This window comes from Vibrio sp. 10N.286.51.C3, from assembly GCF_003050065.1.
Classification (GTDB): domain Bacteria; phylum Pseudomonadota; class Gammaproteobacteria; order Enterobacterales; family Vibrionaceae; genus Vibrio; species Vibrio crassostreae.
Map to the genome: position 1 here is coordinate 23,993 of NZ_PIGC01000015.1, position 23,005 is coordinate 46,997.

Genomic DNA, 23,005 nt, shown 5'->3' on the forward strand with positions numbered 1-23,005 from the left:
ATTGTCCCTGTTGGACAAAAGGTTAATTGGTACACTCTGTCCCAACCTTCCTCACCGGCTAATCATTATGTCTTTACCTAGTTCATCTGCATCCAATCTCAACCCGAACACATTGACTCAGTATCAGGCGTTTTCCGTTTTGGTCGTCGATGATGAGTTGGGTATGCAGGCTATCTTAAAGAAAGCACTAGGTAAGTTCTTTGGCAAGGTGTCGAGTGCAGGGTCGGTTGAAGAGGCTGAAACGCTGCGTTCGAGTGAACATTTTGATCTGATTGTCCTTGATATCAACTTACCAGGTCGCTCTGGTATTGAGTGGGAAGAGGCGTTTAACGACAACGACAAACGCGCCGATGTGATTTTCATGACGGGTTATGCCGATCTAGAGATGACCATATCTGCACTTAAGCTTGGTGCTTCAGATTTTATTCTTAAGCCCTTCAACCTAGAACAGATGATACAAGCCGTTCTGCGTTGTATGGACAAGCGGCTTGACCAAAGAATGCAGTACGCGTTGAAGCGTGATGTTAGCCGTCATATCAAGACCGAATTGATCGGCAATTCAGACAAAACCAAACAGCTTAAACTGCTTATCAGTCAATTTGCACCATCTCGAGCTTCCGTTTTGATAGAAGGCGAGTCGGGTACAGGTAAAGAGTTGGTTGCGCGTGGTGTACATGAAGCCAGTAAACGTACTGGACCATTTGTGCCAATTAACTGTGGCGCGATTGCTCCAGAGCTTCTAGAAAGTGAACTGTTTGGACACACCTCTGGCGCATTTACCGGTGCGAAGAAAAACCGTGAAGGCCTTTTCCGAGTCGCAAGTGGTGGCACCTTGTTCCTTGATGAAATCGGTGAAATGCCGCTGCCAATGCAAGCAGCGCTACTACGTGTGTTAGAACAAAGAACCATTCGTCCTGTTGGTAGTGAGAAAGAGATCTCTGTGGATGTACGCGTTGTAGCGGCGACCAACCGAAACCTTCAGGAAGAGGTCGATAAAGGGCACTTCCGTCGCGATCTATTCTACCGACTTAATGTACTTAAGATTGATGTAGTGCCATTGAGAGAGCGTCCATCAGATTTAATTGAGCTTGTTCCATATTTTACTCGTCTTTTATCAAGTGAGCTTGGGATGCCTGTTCCAAATTGGGCACATGAAGATATATTGGCCATGAACGAATACGAATGGCCAGGGAATATTCGTGAGCTTAAAAACTTAGTCGAACGATGCATTCTTTTAGACAAGCCACCAGCACACTACTGGCGCGAGATTAATAGCGATCCTGTACCGGCTAATATTTCAGTGACGGTGTCACATGGAGCAGAAATGCCAAACTTGAATAATGCAGATGTTGCCGAGGGTTACCCAAACACTTGGACACTCAAAGAAGTGGAAAAATCTCATATAGAACAGCTTGTTAGTTTCCATGATGGTAATAAGTCGGCTGCTGCGAGAGATCTTGGCGTGGCACGTAAAACGCTAGAGCGTAAATACAAAGATTGGAACACAGAAGGCTCTGAATATGCCGATTAGACGTCATTGGTGGTCAAAGTGGACGTTCCGATTCAAAACCATGGTGCGTTACCGCTTATTGTTCCTAACATCTGCTCCGATCATTCTGACTTTATGTGCACTTGTCGCTATCACATTGTATTGGTCTGTTCATTACACGTGGCAGGGCGCTTTGATTGATGTCGATGAGCGTTTAGATGTTGCCGACAACAGTATCCACCTAATTCAAAATCAGCAAGCATACAACGTTCGAGCGTTTGCCGAGTCTTATAACTTTCAAACCAAACTGGCGAGCGATCTTTCACACGAAGAGCTAACGAGATGGGTGTCTGAAAACAAATCTCGTTATGAACTCGACTTTCTACGCTGGCGCAGTGTCGAGAGTATGGCTAAGAAACTCGAATATCTAAATTTGACTCACAAGTCTTCGTTTTTCAGCGTGTTAAGCCGTAACGAACTCAACTACCTCGATAGTGACCTCGCTAAAAAAGCGGAAGTTCCGATGCTCAATGGGCAAGAAGTTGAGACTCGCGGACTGGTAAGCCGAACCGTTGTATCCATAAAAGATGAACGTGATCATGTGATTGGTTTTCTAGATGGCGGGATCTTACTTAATAACAGTACTCAACTAGTCGACCAAATTAGTAATCTTATCTACCCAAAAAGAGAAGGCTTTAATCGTCATATAGGCACGGTCACGGTCTTCCTCGATGACCTTCGCGTCAGTACCAATGTACCTTTAAGCAGTGAAGAACAAGCTGGGCGCGCAATTGGTACTCGTGTTTCTAATGAGGTTCACTCAAAAGTTTTAAATGAAGGTAAAGAGTGGCTAGATCGAGCGTATGTTTACGATGCTTGGTACATCACGGCTTATCAACCAATCCATGACCAGTTCGATAACGTGATTGGTATGCTTTACACCGGTTATTTGATTTGGCCGCTGATAGAAACGTACCTGACCAACCTTGGTGAAATTAGCATTACCATTGTGTTGCTGTTATTGGTATCAGGTTTGATCGTTCACCGTGGTGCGCGTGATCTTTTCAATCCAATAGAACGCATCCACAAGGTCGTCAAGCTAGTCCAGATGGGGCAAGACAAGCGCATTGGCACGTTAGGTTTGGATGATCAACACGAACTTACACTGCTCGCTAAACAGTTCGACAAGATGCTAGATTTGCTCCACGAACGTAATCAAGAGATTCAACAAGCTGCGTCTGAACTTGAATGTAAGGTTCACTCTCGTACCGCGAGTTTAAAAGAGAAAACTGAAGAGCTCGAATTGCACATCAAACTACTTAATCAAGCCAGAGATAAGCTGGTGGTCAATGAGAAATTAGCCGCATTAGGTGAATTAACGGCAGGCATTGCTCATGAGATCAATAACCCAACTGCAGTGATTCTTGGCAATGTAGAATTGATGAAGTTTGAACTAGGCGATGACGTGAGCCGTGTAGACGAAGAAGTCCACGCCATCATGGAGCAGATAGACCGAATTCGAAACATAACGCGAAGCCTGCTTCAATACAGCCGTCACGGCGGCGTGCAAGATGAAATTACGTGGCAACATATCAATCCAATTGTCGATGAAAGTATTACGCTCGTAAAAACAGGGGCGAAAAAGAAAGGCATTGTGTATGTCTCGAAATTGAATGCTAGAACCTCAGTCGAAGTCAACCGCAACCAATTGCTACAGATTCTGGTTAACCTACAAATGAATGCGATTCATGCGATGGAAGGACAAGGTACGTTAACCATCTCGAGTGAAGACTGGGTTGAAAGCGGCGTGTCTCATGGGGCGATTGTTCATGTGGAAGATGAAGGTTGCGGTATCAAGGAAGAGCAGCTGAAACGCATTTTCTCGCCTTTCTACACGACCAAGCGAGATGGTACAGGCTTAGGCTTATCCGTTTCTCAAAGTATCTTGAGCCAAACGGGCGGTGAGATACGTGTTGAATCCGAAGTAGGTAAAGGAAGTCGATTTAGTATCTACCTTCAACAAAAAGCCACGCCTCAATTGCTAGTATCAAATCTATAAGCTCTAACAGCCAATTCACCGATATTATCACCCGATAATATTTCTAACGCGCTTGGGCTATTACACGAACGTTTTAGCCCAAGCACGAAGATTCCGCACTACTAATCTATCGCCAGCCAAATCTCAACCTCCGCCTGTTTGACGTACACCTCTTTTTAGTTATGTAACACGGTGTATATCCTTCGATCTTGATGCATATCATCTGAACTGTACGAATTTTTGATAACTTGGTCGAAAATCCATAATCAAAACAAATAATAAAGTCAGTCAGCTATGAAATTAAGTAACCTATCTATCAAATTAAAGCTCGTCTCCATCGTCATTTTATCGGTCGTTCTACTGGTAATGGCATCCACCTTTAATTTAATGCAACAGCGTGCTAGTTCGATGGAAGAGCGGCAAGATAAACTCAGCGCTCAAGTTGAAACCGCGGTAAGTTTGGCAAACTACTATTACAGCCAACGCAGTGTGCTGGGTGAAGAGGTCGCAAAGGATCGTGCGCTACAAGCCATCAAAACGCTTCGTTATGACAACACTAATTACTTCTGGATTCTAAACCAGCAGCTCAACATCATTAGTCATCCGTTAAAACCAGAGCTTGATGGCACTAATGCCGGAAACCTTAGAGATGGAGCAGGTAAGCATCACTGGCGCGAGATGGTCACCATTTCTCGCACTCCTGAAGAGAAAGGCTTTCTTGATTACCAATGGATGAGCCCGCAAGGTGAACTCAAAGACAAGATCTCATACGTTCAGTTGTTTCCAGAATGGAACTGGGTGATTGGCTCTGGAATCTTAGTCGCGGATATCCAAGAGGCGTTCTATGCCTTAGCTATTAAGGAAGGGATGGTAGCGGTTGTTTTATCTGGCTTACTGTTCGCTATGGGTTACGCGATTTCCAACAACATCCTTGTGCCACTGAATAAGCTTATCGATAACACCCATAAGATTGCCGATGGCGACCTTCGTGTGCGCATGAACATGACTCGTAAAGATGAGCTTGGTGATATGAGCCACCAGATAGATACCATGCTCGATAAACTACAAACGACGCTTCGGACTGCCAATGAGTCAGCGGACTTATCGAGCAACATGGCAAGTCACATCGCGCAAGCCAGTGAAGAGGCCGCAACCAGTGTTAACGCTCAACATGCGCAGCTGGAATTACTGTCTACTGCGATGACTGAAATGAGTGCGACTATCTCAGATGTTGCAGTGAATGCAGAGAACACGGCCGCTAGTACTAATAAGGTGGTCGATCATGCAAACCAGAACGATCAAAACATGCAGGTCACTTCTACAACCATTTCTCAGGTTTCTGATAACATTTCAACCGCGAACAACTTAGTTAGAGATCTGCAATCAGGCGTTACTGAAATAAGCCAAGTTGTCGGTGTGATTCGTGATGTATCAGAACAAACGAACTTGTTAGCGCTTAATGCGGCAATAGAAGCAGCTCGAGCGGGAGAGCAAGGCAGAGGATTTGCAGTTGTGGCAGATGAAGTCCGTAACCTAGCGAGCCGCACTCAGAATTCAACCAATGAAGTGCAATCCACAATTGAGAAACTGACTCAGCAAGCAGAGCGCACCTTTAAAGCAATGCAAAGCAGTAACGAGAAGGTTGACCACAGCGTTGTCGCGTCTAACGAAACACGCCAACAACTGGATGTAATTGTGAATGAACTGCACAACGCTAACGACATGGTGGCTCAGATTGCCGCAGCGTCGGAACAACAAAGCACAGTCGCAACGGAAATGAGTGAAAGTGTTACTGGTATTCATTTAGCCGCGAATGAGGTTCTGCAGGCATCGCAATCGCTCGCAGAAGACAGTCAGAAAATGGCCAATACCACAGAGCATCTAACAGAACAGTTGAAGTACTTTAAGGTATAAACCCCAAAGCACTTAGCGTTAACACAGATAACACCACATAAAAAAACACCTCCGTACTCGAGATAAGTTCGGAGGTGTTTTCGTTTGTCGCTGACTAGGAGATTAATTTACTCTCCTAGCGTTAGACCAAGTTCGATCAATGCGCTGCCACTGAAATCTTCGGTGGGTTGATGTTGTGCTTCTTAAACTCTTTCATCACACGCAGGGTAATGTCGGTTTCAAACAACTTTTCATACGCGGTGTCCACCACATAAGCCTTACACGTCAACTGTATCGCAAGGTAGTTATCGGTAATCGTCTGTTTAACCAAAACCGTGACAGGCTTCGGTAAGTGGATGTAACGACTCGAAGACGCAGCTTCTTGAATTAAGTCACGGGCTAGGGTGATGTCTTCATTCATGCCGACGTAGAACGGAATCACCACCTGCATGTCCAACGCACCGTAGTTACCACTGGTCGTCACTTCATTTAAGAACTTGTTATTCGGAATGGTAATGATGTCGTCATTCAATGTTCTCATTCGTACCGAACGCAAACCGATAGTGATAATGTCGCCATAGTTACCCTCAAACGTGACACGGTCACCAACTTGAAAGGGTCTATCAATCATCACCGTGATACCGGCGATGAATGAAGCAGCCAAGTCTTTAAGCGCAAAGCCTACCGACACGGCGAGGGTGCCACCAATCAAGGCCAGTATTTGGTCGTTGATTCTAAAGCTCATCATGAACACGATGAGACCGGTGCTCACATAGATGAAGAACTGAGTAAACGACTGCAGTTTTTGTAGTAGCATTCGATATTGCACGAACTGACTACCAAAGCTGGTCACTAACGAGTTGATGAACTTAAGCAGCAACCACATCGCAGCGATAACGATCATGGAGAAGAACACGCCGCTCCATCGCACAAGGCTCGCAATTTTAGAGATGTTTTCTACGTTAGCTAACTCTTCCGTCGCAAAGGTCGGGAAACTGACAGCACCTGCCAAGCCAACAAATAGTAGGATAAATAACTTCTTCATTTTACTTCACCAGTAGATGTTGACGGTCGAGAACGTTCGTAATATGGCGGAACCAGTGCTCAGAAATCCGAGCCTTTTCTTCATGCCAACCAATATAACCACGGCTTTCAAAGTAACGCAGAATCCCCGTTATCTCTGCCGTGCTCAGCTGTGTACATTCAGACAACACTTCCGGAGAAGCGATTTCCAGTTGAACGATAGAACGAAGTACAGCCAGCATAGGTTTCGGCATATTTTCCAGCTCCTGGGCTTCAGGAACATGGAACAGACGCACCACTGCTTGATCTGTCTCTTTGTTTCGGTTCAAAGAGAGTCGGAAGAAACGCAGCGCAACGGTAGGGTTGCCATCAGAGTAGTGCCACAAAATTCGATAGAAACCTTGGCGTGCACGTTCTTCTTCACTCATATCATCTTGGTCCCATTGCTTAGGGACTACTAAACCATCAAAAGACAACGGCTTCTCAAGCTCCGTATTGATACGGCTATTTAGAAGTTCACCCACTTGTTTCTCTGTCCAACGCGGAAGGAAACACACCAAGTCAAACAGCAAACGTTCGCCACGCGCTCTATCCACAAATCGCCAGCTTGATTTGGCGATCGATATCACGACACGGTGGTTCTTTTTAGAACGACGCAGAAGGTTGGTCAAACGAATCAAATCAGACAGGCCACCGACCATTGGTTGCACCAGTCGTTGTGCGTTATCAATCGCGATAAGGTAAGTGGTATTGCTCTTACGAAGATGCGCTAATATTTGAATTTCAGTCGCTTCTTCGTCCAAGCCAATGCTCACGGCTAAATGCGCTAAAAGCTCTTGGTAACCCGCATAAGGGCAACTCACGTATACAGGCTCAGCGTTAGAGACTTTGTGCAGTAAGGTATATAGCAGCGTTGTCGCGCCGACACCACGTTCGCCAGACACAATACAGATAGCCGGGCTGTCTGACATTAAGTAGCGTGATAACTGCTTAATTTCATCTCCCGCGTAATCTATCAACGTACTGTCGATATTACCCGGAAGAATGTATTCATAGGTTTGATCGCCTTTGATTCGAACCAAGTTTTGCTGATTCTTATCAAGGTCAGACTGTTTAGCAACTTCAATTCTAAATAGATAAGCTAAGGCCTGGCTAAACAAAGTGTAATTGGATAGCAGGGCCATAATTCGATGTTGAAAGTTGTAAACACTCAACCACACGATGCCAATGGCCGTCGCCAATATATTAAGTAAGAAGGTATCCTTGCGGTTTACTGCCCAATTCACCCAAACCGGACGATCAGAGATGTGTTGCAACGTATCGAAGACCTTCGCTCTCCATAGTCTGAGAACTGAGATCGTGACCAGCACAAACCAAAAAAACAGAGCGCTGTAAATCCAGCTGTAAATCGTACCTTTTCCTAGCGTAATACTTGATATCTGGAGAATCACACCCGCAACGATGAAGCTCCACACGTAACGACGAATAGTCGATAGGCGTAGTGCTATCACTTCTTGATTTGATGTACGACCTAAACGGTAGGCAAATTCCAAAATAAAGCTGATGGCAATCGAACCACCTAGAATCCACCAAGTGAAGATCTCCAGGAAAATCAAATGTTGAAGACTAGGGATACTAGAAAGCACTCTCAATGACAATGTGATGGCAATTAGCCAAGCAATCGCACGATCAGCGCGGCTGATATACCAAATCACGCGAACCAGAAAAGGAGGGTTCGTTTTCGCTTCAAGAAAGTTAATTCGAAACAGTTCAATCAAGCGGGTGCTGTTGGCAAGCCACCACACTAAACCGAAGTAGATGAATAACACTTTTAGTGAGGCACCAATCACTGGCACTGGCGAAATAAAGATGTCTTTAACAAGCGCTTTAAAGCTACGAATTTGGAAATAAACAAGATACTCAATATTGAGTTTGGTCAATTCCCACTCTTGCTTAAACTGGGTCACACCATAGGGACCAAAACCGGTTAAACGCTCTTTGTTTGCAGAGTTGGTCTGCTCTAAAAGATGCTGTTTACTTACGTTCAAGCTATTCAGCGTGACGTAACTGGTTTGAACGGCAAACCATTGATCGGCGTCGCTGTTATCTCTGTAAGCTTTTATCTGTTGCTCGAAGGTTTGGATTTCCTGCTTTTGAACTCGCAGAACTTCGGCAAGCAGAATATTGACTTGGCGTCTGTCCGACGGCTCCATAAAGAGAGGATCGGGTAACGAATCAATTCGATCATCGAGGTCAACAGCAGAATCGGATACCTGCGGCTGAGATTGTAAGTCATATTCCAAGTTGGCATGACTAGGCCATGAGAGAATGGCCAACGTGAGGATTAAGAAGCGCGATAGTGAACGCATAAAAGTCTCTTAGAATTATGAGGTTAGGATTACTATAGTTAGATAATCTGACTTTGTGAAATCCAACCCCGTATCGGGGGCGAGTACTTTATTCCTGTTTCGATCGATTTTGTCATGAAATTGTCAGGGATTAGGCTAGTCTTGGCTATGTCTGTTGCTGCTTTGATCAGGGTGGCTTTGACTGTGACCAATCAGCATACGATATATTCAATGGTTGGCATGATTTGGGACGTTATATACCACCCATTATGGGGCGCTGTTCGATATTTTGTTTTTCCTGAAAATCGACGGCTTTTCGGAGATAAATAGAAAATCAAAAATGTGAGTCAGCTCAAACTATGATTTGGCTAGGTTATCACTCACTTAATGGCCAGTAATTGCAATCAATACTTGCAGTTAAAGCCCTGAACAAGTAACGTTGCGACGTTTTTCACATTAAGAAGGTAATGGCATTGATCTCCACAGCAAATATCACCCAACAATTCGGCGCTAAGCCACTTTTCGAAAATATTTCAGTTAAGTTCGGCGAAGGCAACCGCTACGGTTTAATCGGCGCGAATGGCTGTGGTAAATCGACGTTCATGAAGATCCTATCTGGTGAACTTGAGCCAAGTGCTGGTAACGTAAGCTACGATCCTAACGAGCGCGTTGCTAAGCTAAACCAAGACCAATTTGCTTACGAAGAATTCACGGTAATCGACACGGTTATCATGGGTCACAAAGAGCTTTGGGCTATTAAGCAAGAGCGTGACCGCATTTACTCTTTGCCAGAAATGAGCGAAGAAGACGGCATGAAAGTAGCCGACCTTGAAGTTCAGTTCGCTGAAATGGACGGCTACATGGCAGAAGCGAAAGCGGGTGAGCTTCTTCTTGCAGTAGGTATTGAAGAATCAATGCACTTCGGTCTGATGAGCGAAGTAGCACCGGGTTGGAAGCTTCGTGTTCTATTGTCTCAAGTACTGTTTGCAGACCCGCATATCATGCTTCTTGACGAACCAACGAACAACCTGGATATGGACACCATCAAGTGGTTGGAAGATACGCTAAACCAACGTAACTGCACAATGATCATCATTTCGCACGACCGTCACTTCCTAAACTCTGTTTGTACACACATGGCTGACCTTGATTACGGCGAACTTCGTCTATTCCCAGGTAACTATGATGAGTACATGACGGCAGCGACTCAAGCTCGTGAGCGTCTATTGTCTGACAACGCTAAGAAGAAAGCACAAATTGCTGAACTTCAAACGTTCGTATCTCGTTTCTCTGCTAACGCATCGAAAGCGAAGCAAGCAACGTCTCGTGCTAAGCAGATCGATAAAATCCAACTAGACGAAGTTAAAGCGTCTAGCCGTCAAAACCCATTCATCCGTTTCGAACAGTCTAAAGAGCTATTCCGTAACGCACTTGTGGTTGAAAACCTATCTCAAGGTTTTGAAGAAGACCTATACAACAAGTTCGACGGTATCTTCGAAGTAGGTGAGCGTGTTGCTATCATCGGTGAAAACGGTGTAGGTAAAACAACACTACTTAACACACTAGCTGGCGCACTAGAGCCACGCACTGGTGAGTACAAGTGGTCTGAAAACTCAAACATCGGTTACTACGCTCAAGATCACGCACATGACTTCGAACAAGACATGAACCTGTTTGATTGGATGAGCCAATGGCGCCAAGAAGGCGAAGACGAGCAAGTTGTTCGTGGCTTCCTAGGTCGTATGCTATTTGGTCAAGACGACATTAAGAAATCTGTAAAGGTTATCTCTGGTGGTGAGCAAGGTCGTATGCTTCTTGGTAAGATCATGATGCATAAACCAAACATCCTTCTAATGGATGAGCCAACGAACCACATGGATATGGAATCTATCGAAGCGCTTAACCTGGCTCTTGAGAACTACAAAGGCACATTGTTCTTCGTATCTCACGACCGTGTATTCGTAGACTCGCTTGCAACTCGTATCCTTGAAATCAAAGATGGCAAGATCAACGATTTCCGCGGCACTTACGCTGAGTTCTTGAAAGCACGCGGCTAATACCGTGTAGTGAGAGCTGATACGTAATAACACGTTAGTACGTATTCAAAATTAGAAAGGCCTCTATCTTAGCAATCAGATAGAGGCCTTTTGTTTTTCCATACCACACGAATCAACTAGCTTGCGCTAATCACTAATACTTAAACTGCGCGACAATCTTCTCTAGCTTCACACTCACACTCGAGACTTGTTCACTGCAACGTACCGACCCAGAAACCACAGTATAGGTGTCACTAGCAAGGTGAGCGATATCAGTAATGTTTCGGTCAATCTCAACAGAAACCATCGATTGCTCTTCAGACGCTGTTGAGATCTGGCTGTTTAAGTCGAACATCTCGCCAACTTGGAAGTGTATTCCTTCTATCGCATTCACCACGTCTTTGGTTTGGTTTTTCACCAACTCAGTTTGTTCTAAGCTTGCCGTCATCTTAGCGACGGTCTTGTCTATCCCAGTGGTTAAACCATGAATCGTGGATTCTATTTGATGAGTTGAATCGTTGGTCATTAGTGAAAGCTCTCGTACTTCGGATGCTACCACAGCGAAACCTCGTCCATGATCGCCAGCACGCGCCGCTTCAATCGCAGCATTAAGTGCCAATAGATTAGTTTGCTCAGCAATACCTTGAATGGTCGTCACCACCTGATTGATTTCACGGCTCTGTTCTTCAAGCTGAACGATGAGATCCTGAGACTCTGCAATGTTTTCTACTAAGACATTAATACTGTCGTTGGTTGATTGTGTCTTTTGTAGCGCTTGATGGGCATTTTCTTTGATCTTCTCGGCATTGGTTGCGGCATTTTCGATATTCGCCGTCACCTCATTACTCGTCATCACTAACTCGTTGACTGCCGTCGCTACCGATTCAGATTGCTGCTTTTGTTTCTCTGCATTGCTCATACTTTTAACTGCCGCTTCTTCAGAACTGCATGAACTGTCTGTCAGCACCGTCATCACGCCGGATAGCTCTTTGATGTTACTGTGCAGTTTATCGATGAAGGTATCGAACGAGTGGGCAAGTTGAGCGAGCTCGTCGTTACCTCTGGCGTTCATTCTGACGGTTAAATCTCCATCTCCATTTGCAATAGACTCCATCATCACGTTTATCGCTTTGATACGACCCAGGATGTTGCGACCGATGAACCCCAATAATAGAGAAAGCAGAGCGACGATAGCGGCACCAAACAGATGTAACATGTTTTGTGTGTTTTTAACTGCAGCTGTAATCGCTTGGCTTATCTCATTCTGCACTTCTTCAATGGCTTGTTCCGTTTGATGAACATTGCTACGTAAGGCGCCTCTAAGCCCCAACTCTGCAGACAAACCTAGATTGCTGTTAGCAACTAACAGAGTTTCAACCGCGGCCTTATATTCGGAATAGGCTTGTTCAGTCGCAATCGAAGTTTGGGAGTAGGGTTCAAACTCAACAAGAGCATTGGTTAACGCTGCATTCGTTTGGCTATTAATATGTGCGAGGTAATGGAAGTCTTTTTCGATCAACTCTAACAACGCAAGTTCCAGTGCCAAACTTGATTCTGATTCGATTGCTGATTTCAGCGCTGTTCTTTTTCCATCGAGGGTTGCGACAAAGCCTAAAGGTGGGGTTGTGCGTTCAATGTCGTTCACTTGATTGACGATCTGATGGAACTGTTTCTGGTACTGATGAAGGGTATCGGAGATTTTGGTCATTTGATCGGTAAGGTGAAGCTCGTGCGAGGTTAGAGTTTGGTTCAACGTCACCAATCTTTGATTCAATGTGTCGGCAGTTTTATCGAAACGCTCTGCGTATTTTTGATCGTGTCGAGACAAGAAGTCTTTCTCATGTCGCCTAAGCGTTAATAAATCGACTGAGCTTCTAAGGTTTTCGGTCGCAGCGAGCTCCAGTGATTCCAATTTGTTTAGGCTGAGCTGCTCGTAGATGGCATAGATAAAAACAGAAATAAACAGGGTGAGGTTGATTAAAATAAACTTACTGCGAATAGAAAGAGACAGCAAACGATGCTGAGGTTCCGATGGATTGTTCATGGTTAACTCCCTTTAAGCCAGTGACGTTGATATTCATATTTATTTTGTAATTAACAGATATATTAAAATGATGAATATGTAACTAATAGCCTATAGGGTTGTTAAAGCAAGGTCCGTTGATGGAGAAAGCTACTTAATCGATGATATGCACCAACTTAACTATTATTAACTTAGCCATTTGAGACGCCGACTTTGCTAGCGAAGACGGGGGTAAGCACGTGAGATTAGATGCGAAAAGAAAAAGTCCTCATTAACACTCATGTCAGCAATCTTTGAGATCACAGGCATCGCATTAAGTAAGGACTTTCAGTTATTTTAATTAGTTAGCTTACTATTTAGTTAACAGTTGCTACGCTCCGTTTTATCCGTTTTGATCATCGAGAAAATCGGTGTGCTCCAGCCATAGAGCATTAATGATTCCAAACGCGCAGGCTAGCAACACGCCAAGTACCCAACATAAATACCACATAGGTTATCCTCCTATTTCATCTTTAATTAATACAGTGACGAGCTGTTATCATGAATGTATTGACTGTCTAATCGACCGAACATTTTGTAGTAACACCAAATTGTGTAACCCAAAATAATTGGCACCACGATAACTGCCACAACCGAGATAATGCTCAGTGTTAACTCACTCGATGTTCCGTCCCACAGCGTTAAGCTATGCGATGGCATCAAGCTAGATGGCATGATCATTGGGAATAGAGCTACGCCCGCTGTCGTTATGATGCTTGCGATTGATAAGCTCGAAGAAGCAAAGGCTAAGCCAGCGCGGTTAAGTCGAGTCATCACTGCACAACTCAGCATTCCGATGATGCCTAGCGCAGGGATTCCCCAAAGTACCGGATAGTTTTCGTAGTTATGTAGCAGTAAGTCATCAAACTTCACTACATGTTTTAGCAATGGGTTTGAAACACCATCGGTCACAACTGGGCTAGTAATCAGGTAACCCGGAAGTGTATATGCGTATAGCCCACCAACAATAAACAGACCTACAGTCACAAGCGCCATACATACGATCACTTTCTGGGCACGTTGTTTTAAATCACCCGTCGTTTTCATCTGTAGGAATGCCGCGCCTTGCGTGACAACCATCGCCAAGCTCACCAAGCCACATAGTAGTGGGAAGGGCGTGAGTAGATCCCAGAAACCACCTTGGTATGACATCATTAGCAATTCGTTAAATTCAAACGGAACGCCAATCATCAAGTTACCGAAACCAACACCAAAGATAACCGGAGGAATGAAACCACTAACGATAAGAGCAATATCACAAGCTTTCTTCCATTGCGGGTTGTCGATCTTAGCTCGGTAATCCATACCGAGTGGTCTTAACCACAGGGTCGCCAACACGATAATCATGGCTAAATAGAACCCGGAGAACGCAGCCGCGTAGATTGCCGGCCATATCGCGAAGATCGCGCCACCCGCGGTCACCAACCACACTTGGTTACCGTCCCAGTGAGGGGCAATCGAGTTAATCATGATTCGTCGATCAACTTCTGACTTCCCTAAAACTGGGAGCAACGCCGCAACGCCCATGTCGAAACCATCGGTAATGATAAAACCGATCAACAACACACCAATAACTGCCCATGTAAACAGGCGAAGATTTTCGTAATCAAACATCTGAATTCCTTAATGAAGGTCGATAGTTTTATCTAGCTGACGCGGTGTGTTTTGCTCACCTGTAATGGCTAGATCTTGGTTTGATTGCTCATGATGATAGCGACCCGTCTTCAGTGCGCTCGGGCCCATTTTTGCAAACTTAACCATCAGGAACATTTCTACAATTAAGAACGCGGTGTAGAACAAGTAAACCAGGCCGATAGAGATCCACAGACTTGAAGCGGGTAGATTAGAAGCCGCCATATTGACTGGAAGGATTTCGCCAATTGCCCATGGTTGACGGCCATATTCCGCAACAAACCAACCCGCTTCACAAGCAATCCAAGGAAGTGGGATCGCACATATTGTTGCTTTCAGTAACCAACGATTGGTACCAATCTTACGGCGACAAATTTGTACGAATGAAAGACCAATGATGGCAAACATCAAGACGCCACACACCACCATGATGCGGAAGCTCCAGAATAGAGGGGCTACCGTTGGGATTGTGTCTTTGGCTGCTTGTTTGATCTGTTGTTCTGTTGCATCCACCACGTTATCGCTGTATTTCTTAACCAGTAAGCCATAACCTAGGTCATGTTTAACCGATTCAAAATCATCGATATTTTGTTGTGATTTATCACCAGAGCGTAGTTTTTCTAATAGTCCATAAGCCAAGATACCGCTGCGCACACGTTCTTCATTTTTTGCTAATAGATCATGAATCCCGACGACTGGCGTATCCAAAGAACGCGTTGCGATAATACCCATCACGTATGGGATCTTAATCGCGTAGTCCGTCTCCATGGTTTCTTGGTTTGGGAACCCGAACAATGTAAATGATGCAGGGGCTTCTTCGGTGTGCCATTCAGCTTCGATAGCCGCTAGCTTCACCTGTTGAACGTCTCCCAACTCATAACCCGATTCATCACCTAGCATTACTGTCGATACAATCGCAGCCATACCAAAAGCACTTGCGACTGCAAATGAACGACGAGCGAACGGTAAATCACGCCCTTTAAGCATGTAGTAAGCACTGATACCCATAATAAATAGCGCGCCGGTTGTGTAACCCGCCGCAACGGTATGCACGAACTTCACTTGAGTCACAGGGTTGAAGATCACTTCGACAAAGTCTGTCATCTCCATACGCATGGTTTCGAAGTTAAACTCTGCGCCCACTGGGTTTTGCATCCAGCCATTGGCCATCAGAATCCACAGGCCAGAGAAGTTCGAACCCAAAGCCGTCAACCAAGTTACCGATAAGTGCTGACGCTTAGAGAGCTTGTCCCAACCGAAGAAGAACATACCGACTAAGGTTGATTCCAAGAAAAACGCAACAAGCGCTTCAATCGCCAGTGGGGCACCAAATATGTCGCCCACATAGTGCGAGTAATATGCCCAGTTGGTGCCGAACTGGAATTCCATGGTTAGGCCGGTAGCAACACCGACAGCAAAGTTAATACCAAACAATTTACCCCAGAACTTGGTCATGTCCTTGTAGATGGTTTTGTTGGTCATGACATACAGCGATTCCATCACTGCGAGTAAGAAGGAGAGACCTATAGTTAGGGGGACGAATATAAAGTGATAAAGAGCGGTACTTGCGAATTGAAACCGCGACAGATCAACGACATCTGTAAGCATAAAAACTCCTTCCCGCCACGAGTGTGACGGGTAAGATAATGGAAAATAAGATGATAATTAGAGAGAACTAATTAAAGGTTTTACATGTAGCTGTGTGAAAAGAATCGATTACCAACGAAGTGCTTTGTTTTGTTTTTTAGAGAACTGTTTACGTAGCCAGTAATCTGCACTCACGTAACGACCACCGCCGTAAACAAGCAGTACTAACAGCATCACGAAGTAAGTGCCTGCGAATTCCATACCGTTGTTGAGCATTACCGGGTCGCCAAGTTCTGTGATGTAGTTGTAACGACCTGGGAAGTTAACCGCGAGCCATTCGATGAAGCCGTTAAGTCGAACGGTTGCTTCCATACCACCAGTCGCAATCGCATCCCAACCGTGTTTCCAGTGAACCATTGCACTCGCGACGCTCATCATGAAAATCATTGGAATCGAGATAAAGCGAGTAAACAGGCCTAGCGCGATACAGATACAACCTAATACTTCGGTCGCTGCCGCTAGGAATGCCAGTAGCTCTGGGAAGGGAAGGTTAAGACCACCATCGGCGGTTGATGCACCGAACCAAGCGACCGTCCCAGCGAAGCCGAGCACTTTTGAGTGTGCACCAACATAAATCACCGGAATAAGGTACAGACGTACGGCAAGCAGAGCTAGATAATCGAACTGTTTGCATTTCTCGACAATAGTGTCGTACCAGCTGAGGGCTGACTTAATCATAATTTTTCTCCTAAAGAGTGAACGCCAATCAGTTCTGTTTCACTGAAGTGTTCAACCCAATTAATAAACTCGAATCTCGCCAATTGTTGAGCAATTATTTGTTTTATATCGGCTAAAGAACGATTTGGTCGTTGTTGGATTATTTGGATAATCGCAACATCAATTTCTCTTAGTTTTATCGTGTTGACGCGTTGGTCTGAGTCGCGATAAATCGCGTAATAAATTGAGTGTCGCCTTTGTGTTAGAAACGTCAGTGAATCACCATGAACAAGGAAAGGTACCTGTACGAGCTTCATCATACTGTTGACTAACAAACCCAATTGAAGCTGTTGTTCATCGATACAAAAGTCACCCGTCCACGACATCGGCAATACTTGCTTTGAAGAGTCAATTTCAACGCAAAAGGCACACCATTCGAACTCCAATACAGCCAATTGATCGTCTGTAAGTTGATGGGTGGCAGTCAAACTAGAGATATACATTGGCTGAGCGCGACGCTGAACAAAGCTGACAAACTCAGTCGCGATATGATGAAACTCCGGCTCTGAGGCGTAATGCACGACAACAAACTCATCAACCAATATCAGTAGTTGGTCTTGGTCGACTTGCTGACAAAACAGCGGAAATGTGTTGTTCAATACACCAAATACGTTATCTCTAATGAATTCGCTGTATCGGCACACCGCGTTGCCTTCAAGTGGCGAACGTATTAATGCAGCCAAAGCTTGTGTTTGCCTTACCATTGAGTTTGGCGGATTATGCATATAACAACTCCTGTTCAAGAGGGCGATGACTTACACCAGCATCTAGAACCTGACTATGCACACCTCGTAACTCTTCTGTCAGTACAACCAAAGGCGGTACGTTGTTATCTCTTTCTAGCAATAACGGTTTACTGCCATGAATAGAGATGGTGTAACGTGCCAAGTCAATAACAGCTTGCTGTACTTCCATGCCGTGGGTATCAATCAGCGACTTGTTACCTTTAATCGATTTATCACTTTCAACCGACCTGTCGTTTTCAACTAAATGCCCTGCAATGTGGTAATAGCGAATAGCATCACTCGGCAAAGCTTTAAGCATTTGAGCTGCATCAAAGTGGTGGTTCTGACTGTTCACGTAGAGATTATTGATGTCGACCAACAACTCACAGCCACTGCGCTTTGCTATTTCAGCGATAAACTCACCCTCAGGCATCTCATCTCCGTAATTGTGGTAATAAGAGATGTTCTCCATGACCAAAGGACGTTGAATGATGTCTTGGACTTGCTTGATTCTGTCCGCTAAATAGTCGATGTTTTCTGCGCGGCGTGGCACGGGTAACAGTTCATACAAGTACCCTTGATTGTCTCTAGAGAAGCTCAAGTGCTCGCTATAGACTTCGATATTCAATTCATCGAGAAACTGACCAACCTGACGTACAAACTTTGTGTTAAGTGGCTGGCAATCGCCAATAGACAAACTTAAACCGTGTGCAATCAAGGGGTAGAGCTTAGATATATCTTGTAATTGCTCACGCTTAAGTCCACCCAAGCTCATCCAGTTCTCTGGTGCTAACTCGAGAAAATCAATATCAGGGTGCTTTGGGGAACGAGCGAGCAGTTCAATGTGCTCACCGCGTAGCCCAATGCCTTTGTCTGTATTCTGAATGGTTCGCACTTTATGGTTTAACTCTCTGCTTTTAGGGACTCGGTCATTTGATGCTAAAGCTTTGGTTTTTAAAGCCTTATTTTTTATAGCTTTAGTTTTATGCGTTTCTACTGGCCACATACTCCACCTGTCACCTTGCTATTTGCCATTAAGATGCGTTCTTTACTTGGCGAGATACCTTCAGCTGTTAAGCCACATTTCCCGTCACGAGCTCGAACTAAACGGTCTTGTGGGTTACTGGTCAGTTCCGCTTTTTCGAAACGTTTTTCGGTACCACATTTACCTGCGGCACATTTACCACCGTGTCCTGAAGATTGTTTAGCTTCAACAGGGGCTTCGGCAGGTGCATCAGCAAACGCCATTGCAGAGTTAAGACTAATCACAGACGTGATCGCGATTGATAGGGCGATTTTGTTGTTCATGTTATTTCTCCTTTACAGCGGACATAGGGAAGCTGGCTAAATCACGACCGGACATGATTGGTCCGTCGTAGTATTCGCGTACGATTTTGATCGATTCAGATTTACGCTTAAGGCCTAGACCCATCCAGTGGTTAAGTACCAACATTTTTGGATTAATCTCTTTAGCAATCTCACCAATCACGGAAGGCTTAGCGTGCATAAATGTAGAGACACCATCGGCTTGTTCATGAATCGCCATTGGCATCATCATGATGTCGGCGCCGCGAGCGAAGTCTAAGAACGCAGGGTTGCTACCGTTTTGGTCAGCTGAAATCACCATCACGCCTTCTTCACTTTCAATTCGGTAAGCGAGACAAGGCACATCACCATGAGGAATACCCAGAGCAGTGATCTTCAAACCATCTTTTTCATAAACAACGGTTGGCACTGTGGATTGATAGTCAACATCGGTAAGATTGACTGGGAATAGACCATCGGTTCCATCGTATAAGCCAGCAAGATAAGCGTATGCGCCATGGTCTGGGTCAAAATTCGCTTCGAAGTAACCGTTGAGGCTTGGGAACGCAGAACCTGCGGTTGGACCTGAAATCTCCAACGCCTTTTCGCGTTCAAAGAAATAGCCACCTTTAAGAAGAGCAGGCATGTCATTGACGTGATCGGTATGGAAGTGAGTAATACCCATAAAATCTAGGTCTTCAAGTTTTGCACCCGCTTGACCGAAACGTAGGTAAACACCGCCACCGGCATCAATCATGATTCGTGATTTGCCTTTCCACCATACGATTTCACCTGAGGATGCACGTAGGTCATCCGAGATAGGACCACCTGAACCCAGTATTTGTAATGTAAAGTCAGTATCGACCGGCTTAAGTTCAATTGCGTGACAGTTGGCGCCCAAGGTCAATCCAAGAGCAATTGCTAAAGCTTTTAAAGGCTGTTTCATATTGTTATCCAATTCTTTTTTCTTATGTGTTTTCTTCGAAGTGAGCATTCAAAGAAGTGAAACTTTCACCAAGCAGCACAATAAGTGCGTGCTTCGTTCTGTTCACGGAGCACAAGATAAAGAATTGTTAACGTTTGGTATATCTAGTAATTTTGAAATTAACGTTAAGTAAAACTAAACAGTAATATTGAGCGCATTCTGTTGCTGAAATAACGTGCAGAAAGGGTGGTAACAGCGAACTGGCTGTAAAAATTATGCGAATAAAATGATGGAGCAAGGAGAGGGAATGATAAGGAGACTAAATCGAATAGAGGACACAAAAGAAAAAGGTGCAAGCCTTCGCCTACACCTTATATGAGTTCATCTGAAAATTGGCTTTAGATAGCACTTGCCTTTAGAAAAGTTTGTCTTTAAAGAACTTGTTCGCCTTTCACATCAAAGTCGATCTTGTCTGCGCCTGTAAACACTTGGAAGCGTAAACCTTTTGCGCGTGCAATAGTGGTGATGCCGAATTTCTGAGCCAAGTCTAAGCCCATTTGAGTTACACCAGAACGTGATAACAGAACAGGGATACCCATCTGAGCAACCTTAATCACCATCTCAGACGTTAAACGGCCTGTGGTATAGAAGATCTTATCTTCACCTGACTCTTTGTTAAGCCACATCTCACCAGCCAATGTATCAACGGCATTGTGTCGGCCAACATCTTCAACAAACGATAGAACCTTGTCGTCTTTACAAACCGCACAGCCGTGCACCGCGCCTGCTTTCTTGTAGGTATCGTTATAATGAGTCAGCGCTTCAAGCGCTGTGTAGATTTCAGATTGTTTAATCTTAGTTTGAGGCACTTGGTAATCTTCCAATTGCTTCATCACGTTGCCATACATGGTGCCTTGACCACAGCCAGACGTTACTGTCTTCTTCTTCAATGCTTGTTCAAGTTGGCTCGTGTCTTCTTTGGTGATAACCGCTGCAGAACTGGTTTCCCAATCGATAATGATAGATTCAATAGCTTCTGGATCAGACAGAAAGCTTTGGTTCTTCAAATAGCCTAATACTAATGACTCAGGACGAGAACCCAATGTCATCAACGTTACGATCTCTTTCCAGTTCAACATCACGGTAAGAGGGCGCTCACACGCGATTTGTTTCGTTAGCTTTTCGCCATATTCATCAAACACTTCAACTTCGATTGTCTGAAGTGGGTTCTCACTGGTTTTTATTATGTTTGGTTTTACCACAGTCATTTCCTACTTAATGAGATAGCGATTTTATGAGATAAGAAGTCAACAAGAGCAATAAGGCTCTCATTCATCAATGCGCTAGTTTGTTAGTTCGCTATAGCTTAGGTTTCGATTAACGTTATCGAGCGCGCCATAGCTCTGAGAATACATAGCTCTGTGAATAACATTAGCGAATTAGCTAAAGCAAATCTTATTCCAAAATAACGGGAATTGATGGAAACAGGAAGCATTAGATTAAAATAGCGCAAAATATGAGAGTTCACTGGGTCGAGTTGTCTGAAATAACCAGTATCGACTAACGTTATAATGACAACTTGATAACGAACGCTATAGATACGCTCTCGTAGGTAATCCGTATTGGCGTGTTTATTGCTTTATGGGGTGTATATGATTGCGCACAGTACAAAATTTCCTAAGTGCATTCAGACCAAAGAAAATCAATTGGGTGAAGTATGTCTGAGATAAAAGAATTCCAAGAACAATATGAAAAAACAGAAGCAGCTTGGCCAATCGGTGTCCAAAGAATAGAGAAAGAGATCAAAACAGGTATCTGGGTAACGACGCAATGGGAATTGACGGGATTTGAACTGTCGCCAGAAGACGATGCCCAAGACGTTTGTTTACTCCAATTACATAAAGACGAGCGTACAGACTATCGTTTCAACCTTAGCTCTCAACAACCTAAGCTTTTCTTAGTGATGGATAACGTCGATTCTGGTGTTGAGCCAGTCATTCAGTTACTTACGGCATCACAAACCGTTGCTGGGCAATACATGGACGGTGACAACCAAGTCCTTTCATACGACATTCCTTTGCCTGTACAAGCTTGGATGGAAGCATTCATTGGCCGTCATGGCGAGTTACTAGAAGCAAGACGTAAGAAACGTAAAGGCGCGGGTCGATCAAATGGCAACTAACTTTTTTAGCCGTTGGTCTCAACGAAAGCTCGATGAATCGTCTGATGAACCATTAGAAGCGCAACAAACGCTTGAGGAAGCCGAACTTATTTCTTCAGAGGCTTCGTCTGCTGCTTCATCTATAGGTGCAGAAACATCAGAGTCATTAGACCGTCAGATTTTAGAAAATAGAACTTTAGAAAATGGTTCTCCAGAAAGCAATGAAGAAACTCATGCTGTCGATTCTCAAGCTATTGACTCTCAGGAGATAGCATCAGAAACGACTGAAGACTTGTCTGTTGCTCAATTATTGGTGTCAGAAGCATCTGAGAGCGTAAAAAAAGCGGCCTTGCGTAAATTATTCCTCTCAGAAGAGTTCAACGTTCGTGATGGTTTAGATGATTACGACGACGATTACAGTAATTTAAAGTCTCTTTCTGAAGGGGTTGCGGAAACCTTGCGTGATTGGGTTAAAGACAAAACGGAAGACGAAACCACACCAGAAGAAGAGCAAGCCATTGATAATAAAGATGAAGGTGAGGTTTTAGGAAATTCTGAAAGCGATCTTGAGGTATCTGATAATGAACTTGAAACGTCAGAAATTGACGAAATAACAGAACAAGAAAATGAACTGTATAAAAATACAGTATCAGATGTTGATGCTACAATGTCAGACGAAGCTGACCTGAAAAAGATGGGACAAAATATACCACACAAAGAATAGGTACATTTTGACTAAACACTCAATGAGCCGCTTGCGACAAAATGTCCCAAGCGGTTTTTTTATACGCACAATAAACGCTATAAATCATTAAACTACTGATATATAGGGATTATTAAACTGGCATGGCATTTGCTAAATAACGTTCATTATCAACTTTTTTGTAGATAGACGAGTTCATGGTCTGACGAACGGCACACTGGCTAAAGGGTTAGTTGTTAACGGATTACTCAGCAAGTTCTCTATCGCTTACTACAATGAAAGTTGAACAGATTATCCATGT

General features: G+C 44.3%; 18 protein-coding genes. 6 read left to right on the forward strand and 12 right to left on the reverse strand.

Annotated elements, in window-relative coordinates; genetic code table 11:
- The first annotated feature begins 67 nt into the window (after positions 1 to 67).
- The 3 genes from CWO27_RS16195 (at position 68) to CWO27_RS16205 (ending at position 5,441) form a co-directional block, all read left to right on the forward strand.
- Positions 68 to 1,531, forward strand: coding sequence for a sigma-54-dependent transcriptional regulator (locus tag CWO27_RS16195; protein ID WP_107899218.1), 1,464 nt, complete (start codon positions 68 to 70; stop codon positions 1,529 to 1,531).
- Positions 1,521 to 3,548 carry a sensor histidine kinase gene (locus CWO27_RS16200; RefSeq protein WP_102431943.1) on the forward strand — a complete coding sequence of 676 codons (2,028 nt, stop codon included), beginning with the start codon at positions 1,521 to 1,523 and terminating at the stop codon, positions 3,546 to 3,548. The genes CWO27_RS16195 and CWO27_RS16200 overlap by 11 nt, the downstream gene beginning before the upstream one ends.
- A 273-nt stretch (positions 3,549 to 3,821) precedes the next feature.
- Positions 3,822 to 5,441: a methyl-accepting chemotaxis protein gene (locus tag CWO27_RS16205; RefSeq protein WP_107899219.1), complete on the forward strand. Its 1,620-nt coding sequence runs from the start codon at positions 3,822 to 3,824 to the stop codon at positions 5,439 to 5,441.
- A 136-nt stretch (positions 5,442 to 5,577) separates the two neighbouring features.
- Here CWO27_RS16205 and CWO27_RS16210 read toward each other — a convergent pair whose 3' ends face one another.
- Positions 5,578 to 6,465 (reverse strand): mechanosensitive ion channel family protein, encoded by an 888-nt coding sequence (locus CWO27_RS16210; protein WP_107899220.1) that lies wholly within the window; start codon positions 6,463 to 6,465, stop codon positions 5,578 to 5,580.
- A gap of 1 nt (position 6,466) precedes the next feature.
- Entirely contained in the window at positions 6,467 to 8,812 is a 2,346-nt protein-coding gene (locus tag CWO27_RS16215; protein WP_107899221.1) for an ATP-binding protein, read from the reverse strand.
- Positions 8,813 to 9,264: 452 nt separating this feature from the next.
- On the opposite strand from CWO27_RS16215, the gene CWO27_RS16225 reads away from it, so the two are divergent.
- Positions 9,265 to 10,848, forward strand: coding sequence for an ABC-F family ATPase (locus CWO27_RS16225; protein ID WP_050650342.1), 1,584 nt, complete (start codon positions 9,265 to 9,267; stop codon positions 10,846 to 10,848).
- Positions 10,849 to 10,981: 133 nt separating this feature from the next.
- Here CWO27_RS16225 and CWO27_RS16230 read toward each other — a convergent pair whose 3' ends face one another.
- The 10 genes from CWO27_RS16230 to fdhD all read right to left on the reverse strand — a co-directional run bounded on the left by CWO27_RS16230 (position 10,982) and on the right by fdhD (position 21,102).
- Positions 10,982 to 12,871: a methyl-accepting chemotaxis protein gene (locus CWO27_RS16230; RefSeq protein WP_107899222.1), complete on the reverse strand. Its 1,890-nt coding sequence runs from the start codon at positions 12,869 to 12,871 to the stop codon at positions 10,982 to 10,984.
- Between the two features lie 361 nt (positions 12,872 to 13,232).
- Positions 13,233 to 13,340: a cytochrome bd-I oxidase subunit CydX gene (cydX, locus tag CWO27_RS16235; protein ID WP_102431939.1), complete on the reverse strand. Its 108-nt coding sequence runs from the start codon at positions 13,338 to 13,340 to the stop codon at positions 13,233 to 13,235.
- Positions 13,341 to 13,366: 26 nt separating this feature from the next.
- Positions 13,367 to 14,503 carry a cytochrome d ubiquinol oxidase subunit II gene (gene cydB / locus CWO27_RS16240; protein WP_107899223.1) on the reverse strand — a complete coding sequence of 379 codons (1,137 nt, stop codon included), beginning with the start codon at positions 14,501 to 14,503 and terminating at the stop codon, positions 13,367 to 13,369.
- Positions 14,504 to 14,512: 9 nt separating this feature from the next.
- The gene (locus tag CWO27_RS16245; RefSeq protein WP_107899224.1) at positions 14,513 to 16,129 is read right to left on the reverse strand and encodes a cytochrome ubiquinol oxidase subunit I; all 1,617 of its coding nucleotides are present in this window, start codon (positions 16,127 to 16,129) and stop codon (positions 14,513 to 14,515) included.
- 108 nt (positions 16,130 to 16,237) lie between these two features.
- On the reverse strand, positions 16,238 to 16,846 hold the full coding sequence (locus CWO27_RS16250) for an HvfX family Cu-binding RiPP maturation protein (RefSeq protein ID WP_107899225.1): 609 nt from the start codon (positions 16,844 to 16,846) through the stop codon (positions 16,238 to 16,240).
- Positions 16,843 to 17,610, reverse strand: coding sequence for an HvfC/BufC family peptide modification chaperone (locus tag CWO27_RS16255; RefSeq protein WP_102431935.1), 768 nt, complete (start codon positions 17,608 to 17,610; stop codon positions 16,843 to 16,845). Before CWO27_RS16255 ends, CWO27_RS16250 begins: the two co-directional genes overlap by 4 nt.
- A complete protein-coding gene (locus tag CWO27_RS16260) occupies positions 17,603 to 18,505 on the reverse strand; it encodes a DUF692 domain-containing protein (RefSeq protein ID WP_102431976.1) in 903 nt (300 codons plus the stop codon). Before CWO27_RS16260 ends, CWO27_RS16255 begins: the two co-directional genes overlap by 8 nt.
- A 98-nt stretch (positions 18,506 to 18,603) precedes the next feature.
- The gene (locus tag CWO27_RS16265; protein WP_017112074.1) at positions 18,604 to 18,918 is read right to left on the reverse strand and encodes a hypothetical protein; all 315 of its coding nucleotides are present in this window, start codon (positions 18,916 to 18,918) and stop codon (positions 18,604 to 18,606) included.
- Between the two features lies 1 nt (position 18,919).
- Entirely contained in the window at positions 18,920 to 19,861 is a 942-nt protein-coding gene (locus CWO27_RS16270; protein ID WP_107899226.1) for an MBL fold metallo-hydrolase, read from the reverse strand.
- A gap of 410 nt (positions 19,862 to 20,271) precedes the next feature.
- Positions 20,272 to 21,102, reverse strand: a complete 831-nt coding sequence (gene fdhD, locus CWO27_RS16275; RefSeq protein WP_102431975.1) for a formate dehydrogenase accessory sulfurtransferase FdhD — start codon at positions 21,100 to 21,102, stop codon at positions 20,272 to 20,274.
- 455 nt (positions 21,103 to 21,557) lie between these two features.
- Between fdhD and CWO27_RS16280 the strand changes: the two genes are divergently transcribed.
- Positions 21,558 to 22,022 (forward strand): DUF3305 domain-containing protein, encoded by a 465-nt coding sequence (locus CWO27_RS16280; RefSeq protein ID WP_102431934.1) that lies wholly within the window; start codon positions 21,558 to 21,560, stop codon positions 22,020 to 22,022.
- Positions 22,012 to 22,725 carry a DUF3306 domain-containing protein gene (locus tag CWO27_RS16285; RefSeq protein WP_102431933.1) on the forward strand — a complete coding sequence of 238 codons (714 nt, stop codon included), beginning with the start codon at positions 22,012 to 22,014 and terminating at the stop codon, positions 22,723 to 22,725. Before CWO27_RS16280 ends, CWO27_RS16285 begins: the two co-directional genes overlap by 11 nt.
- Positions 22,726 to 23,005: the final 280 nt, after the last annotated feature.

What these genes read in the sequence shown, in the direction of transcription:
- cydB (WP_107899223.1), bottom strand. Translation starts at nt 14,503, where the DNA reads ATGTTTGATTACGAAAATCTTCGCCTGTTTACATGGGCAGTTATTGGT.
- CWO27_RS16215 (WP_107899221.1), bottom strand. Translation starts at nt 8,812, where the DNA reads ATGCGTTCACTATCGCGCTTCTTAATCCTCACGTTGGCCATTCTCTCA.
- CWO27_RS16270 (WP_107899226.1), bottom strand. Translation starts at nt 19,861, where the DNA reads ATGAAACAGCCTTTAAAAGCTTTAGCAATTGCTCTTGGATTGACCTTG.
- CWO27_RS16195 (WP_107899218.1), top strand. Translation starts at nt 68, where the DNA reads ATGTCTTTACCTAGTTCATCTGCATCCAATCTCAACCCGAACACATTG.
- CWO27_RS16205 (WP_107899219.1), top strand. Translation starts at nt 3,822, where the DNA reads ATGAAATTAAGTAACCTATCTATCAAATTAAAGCTCGTCTCCATCGTC.
- CWO27_RS16285 (WP_102431933.1), top strand. Translation starts at nt 22,012, where the DNA reads ATGGCAACTAACTTTTTTAGCCGTTGGTCTCAACGAAAGCTCGATGAA.
- CWO27_RS16250 (WP_107899225.1), bottom strand. Translation starts at nt 16,846, where the DNA reads ATGATTAAGTCAGCCCTCAGCTGGTACGACACTATTGTCGAGAAATGC.
- CWO27_RS16265 (WP_017112074.1), bottom strand. Translation starts at nt 18,918, where the DNA reads ATGAACAACAAAATCGCCCTATCAATCGCGATCACGTCTGTGATTAGT.
- cydX (WP_102431939.1), bottom strand. Translation starts at nt 13,340, where the DNA reads ATGTGGTATTTATGTTGGGTACTTGGCGTGTTGCTAGCCTGCGCGTTT.
- CWO27_RS16210 (WP_107899220.1), bottom strand. Translation starts at nt 6,465, where the DNA reads ATGAAGAAGTTATTTATCCTACTATTTGTTGGCTTGGCAGGTGCTGTC.
- CWO27_RS16200 (WP_102431943.1), top strand. Translation starts at nt 1,521, where the DNA reads ATGCCGATTAGACGTCATTGGTGGTCAAAGTGGACGTTCCGATTCAAA.
- CWO27_RS16255 (WP_102431935.1), bottom strand. Translation starts at nt 17,610, where the DNA reads ATGCATAATCCGCCAAACTCAATGGTAAGGCAAACACAAGCTTTGGCT.
- CWO27_RS16230 (WP_107899222.1), bottom strand. Translation starts at nt 12,871, where the DNA reads ATGAACAATCCATCGGAACCTCAGCATCGTTTGCTGTCTCTTTCTATT.
- CWO27_RS16245 (WP_107899224.1), bottom strand. Translation starts at nt 16,129, where the DNA reads ATGCTTACAGATGTCGTTGATCTGTCGCGGTTTCAATTCGCAAGTACC.
- CWO27_RS16280 (WP_102431934.1), top strand. Translation starts at nt 21,558, where the DNA reads ATGTCTGAGATAAAAGAATTCCAAGAACAATATGAAAAAACAGAAGCA.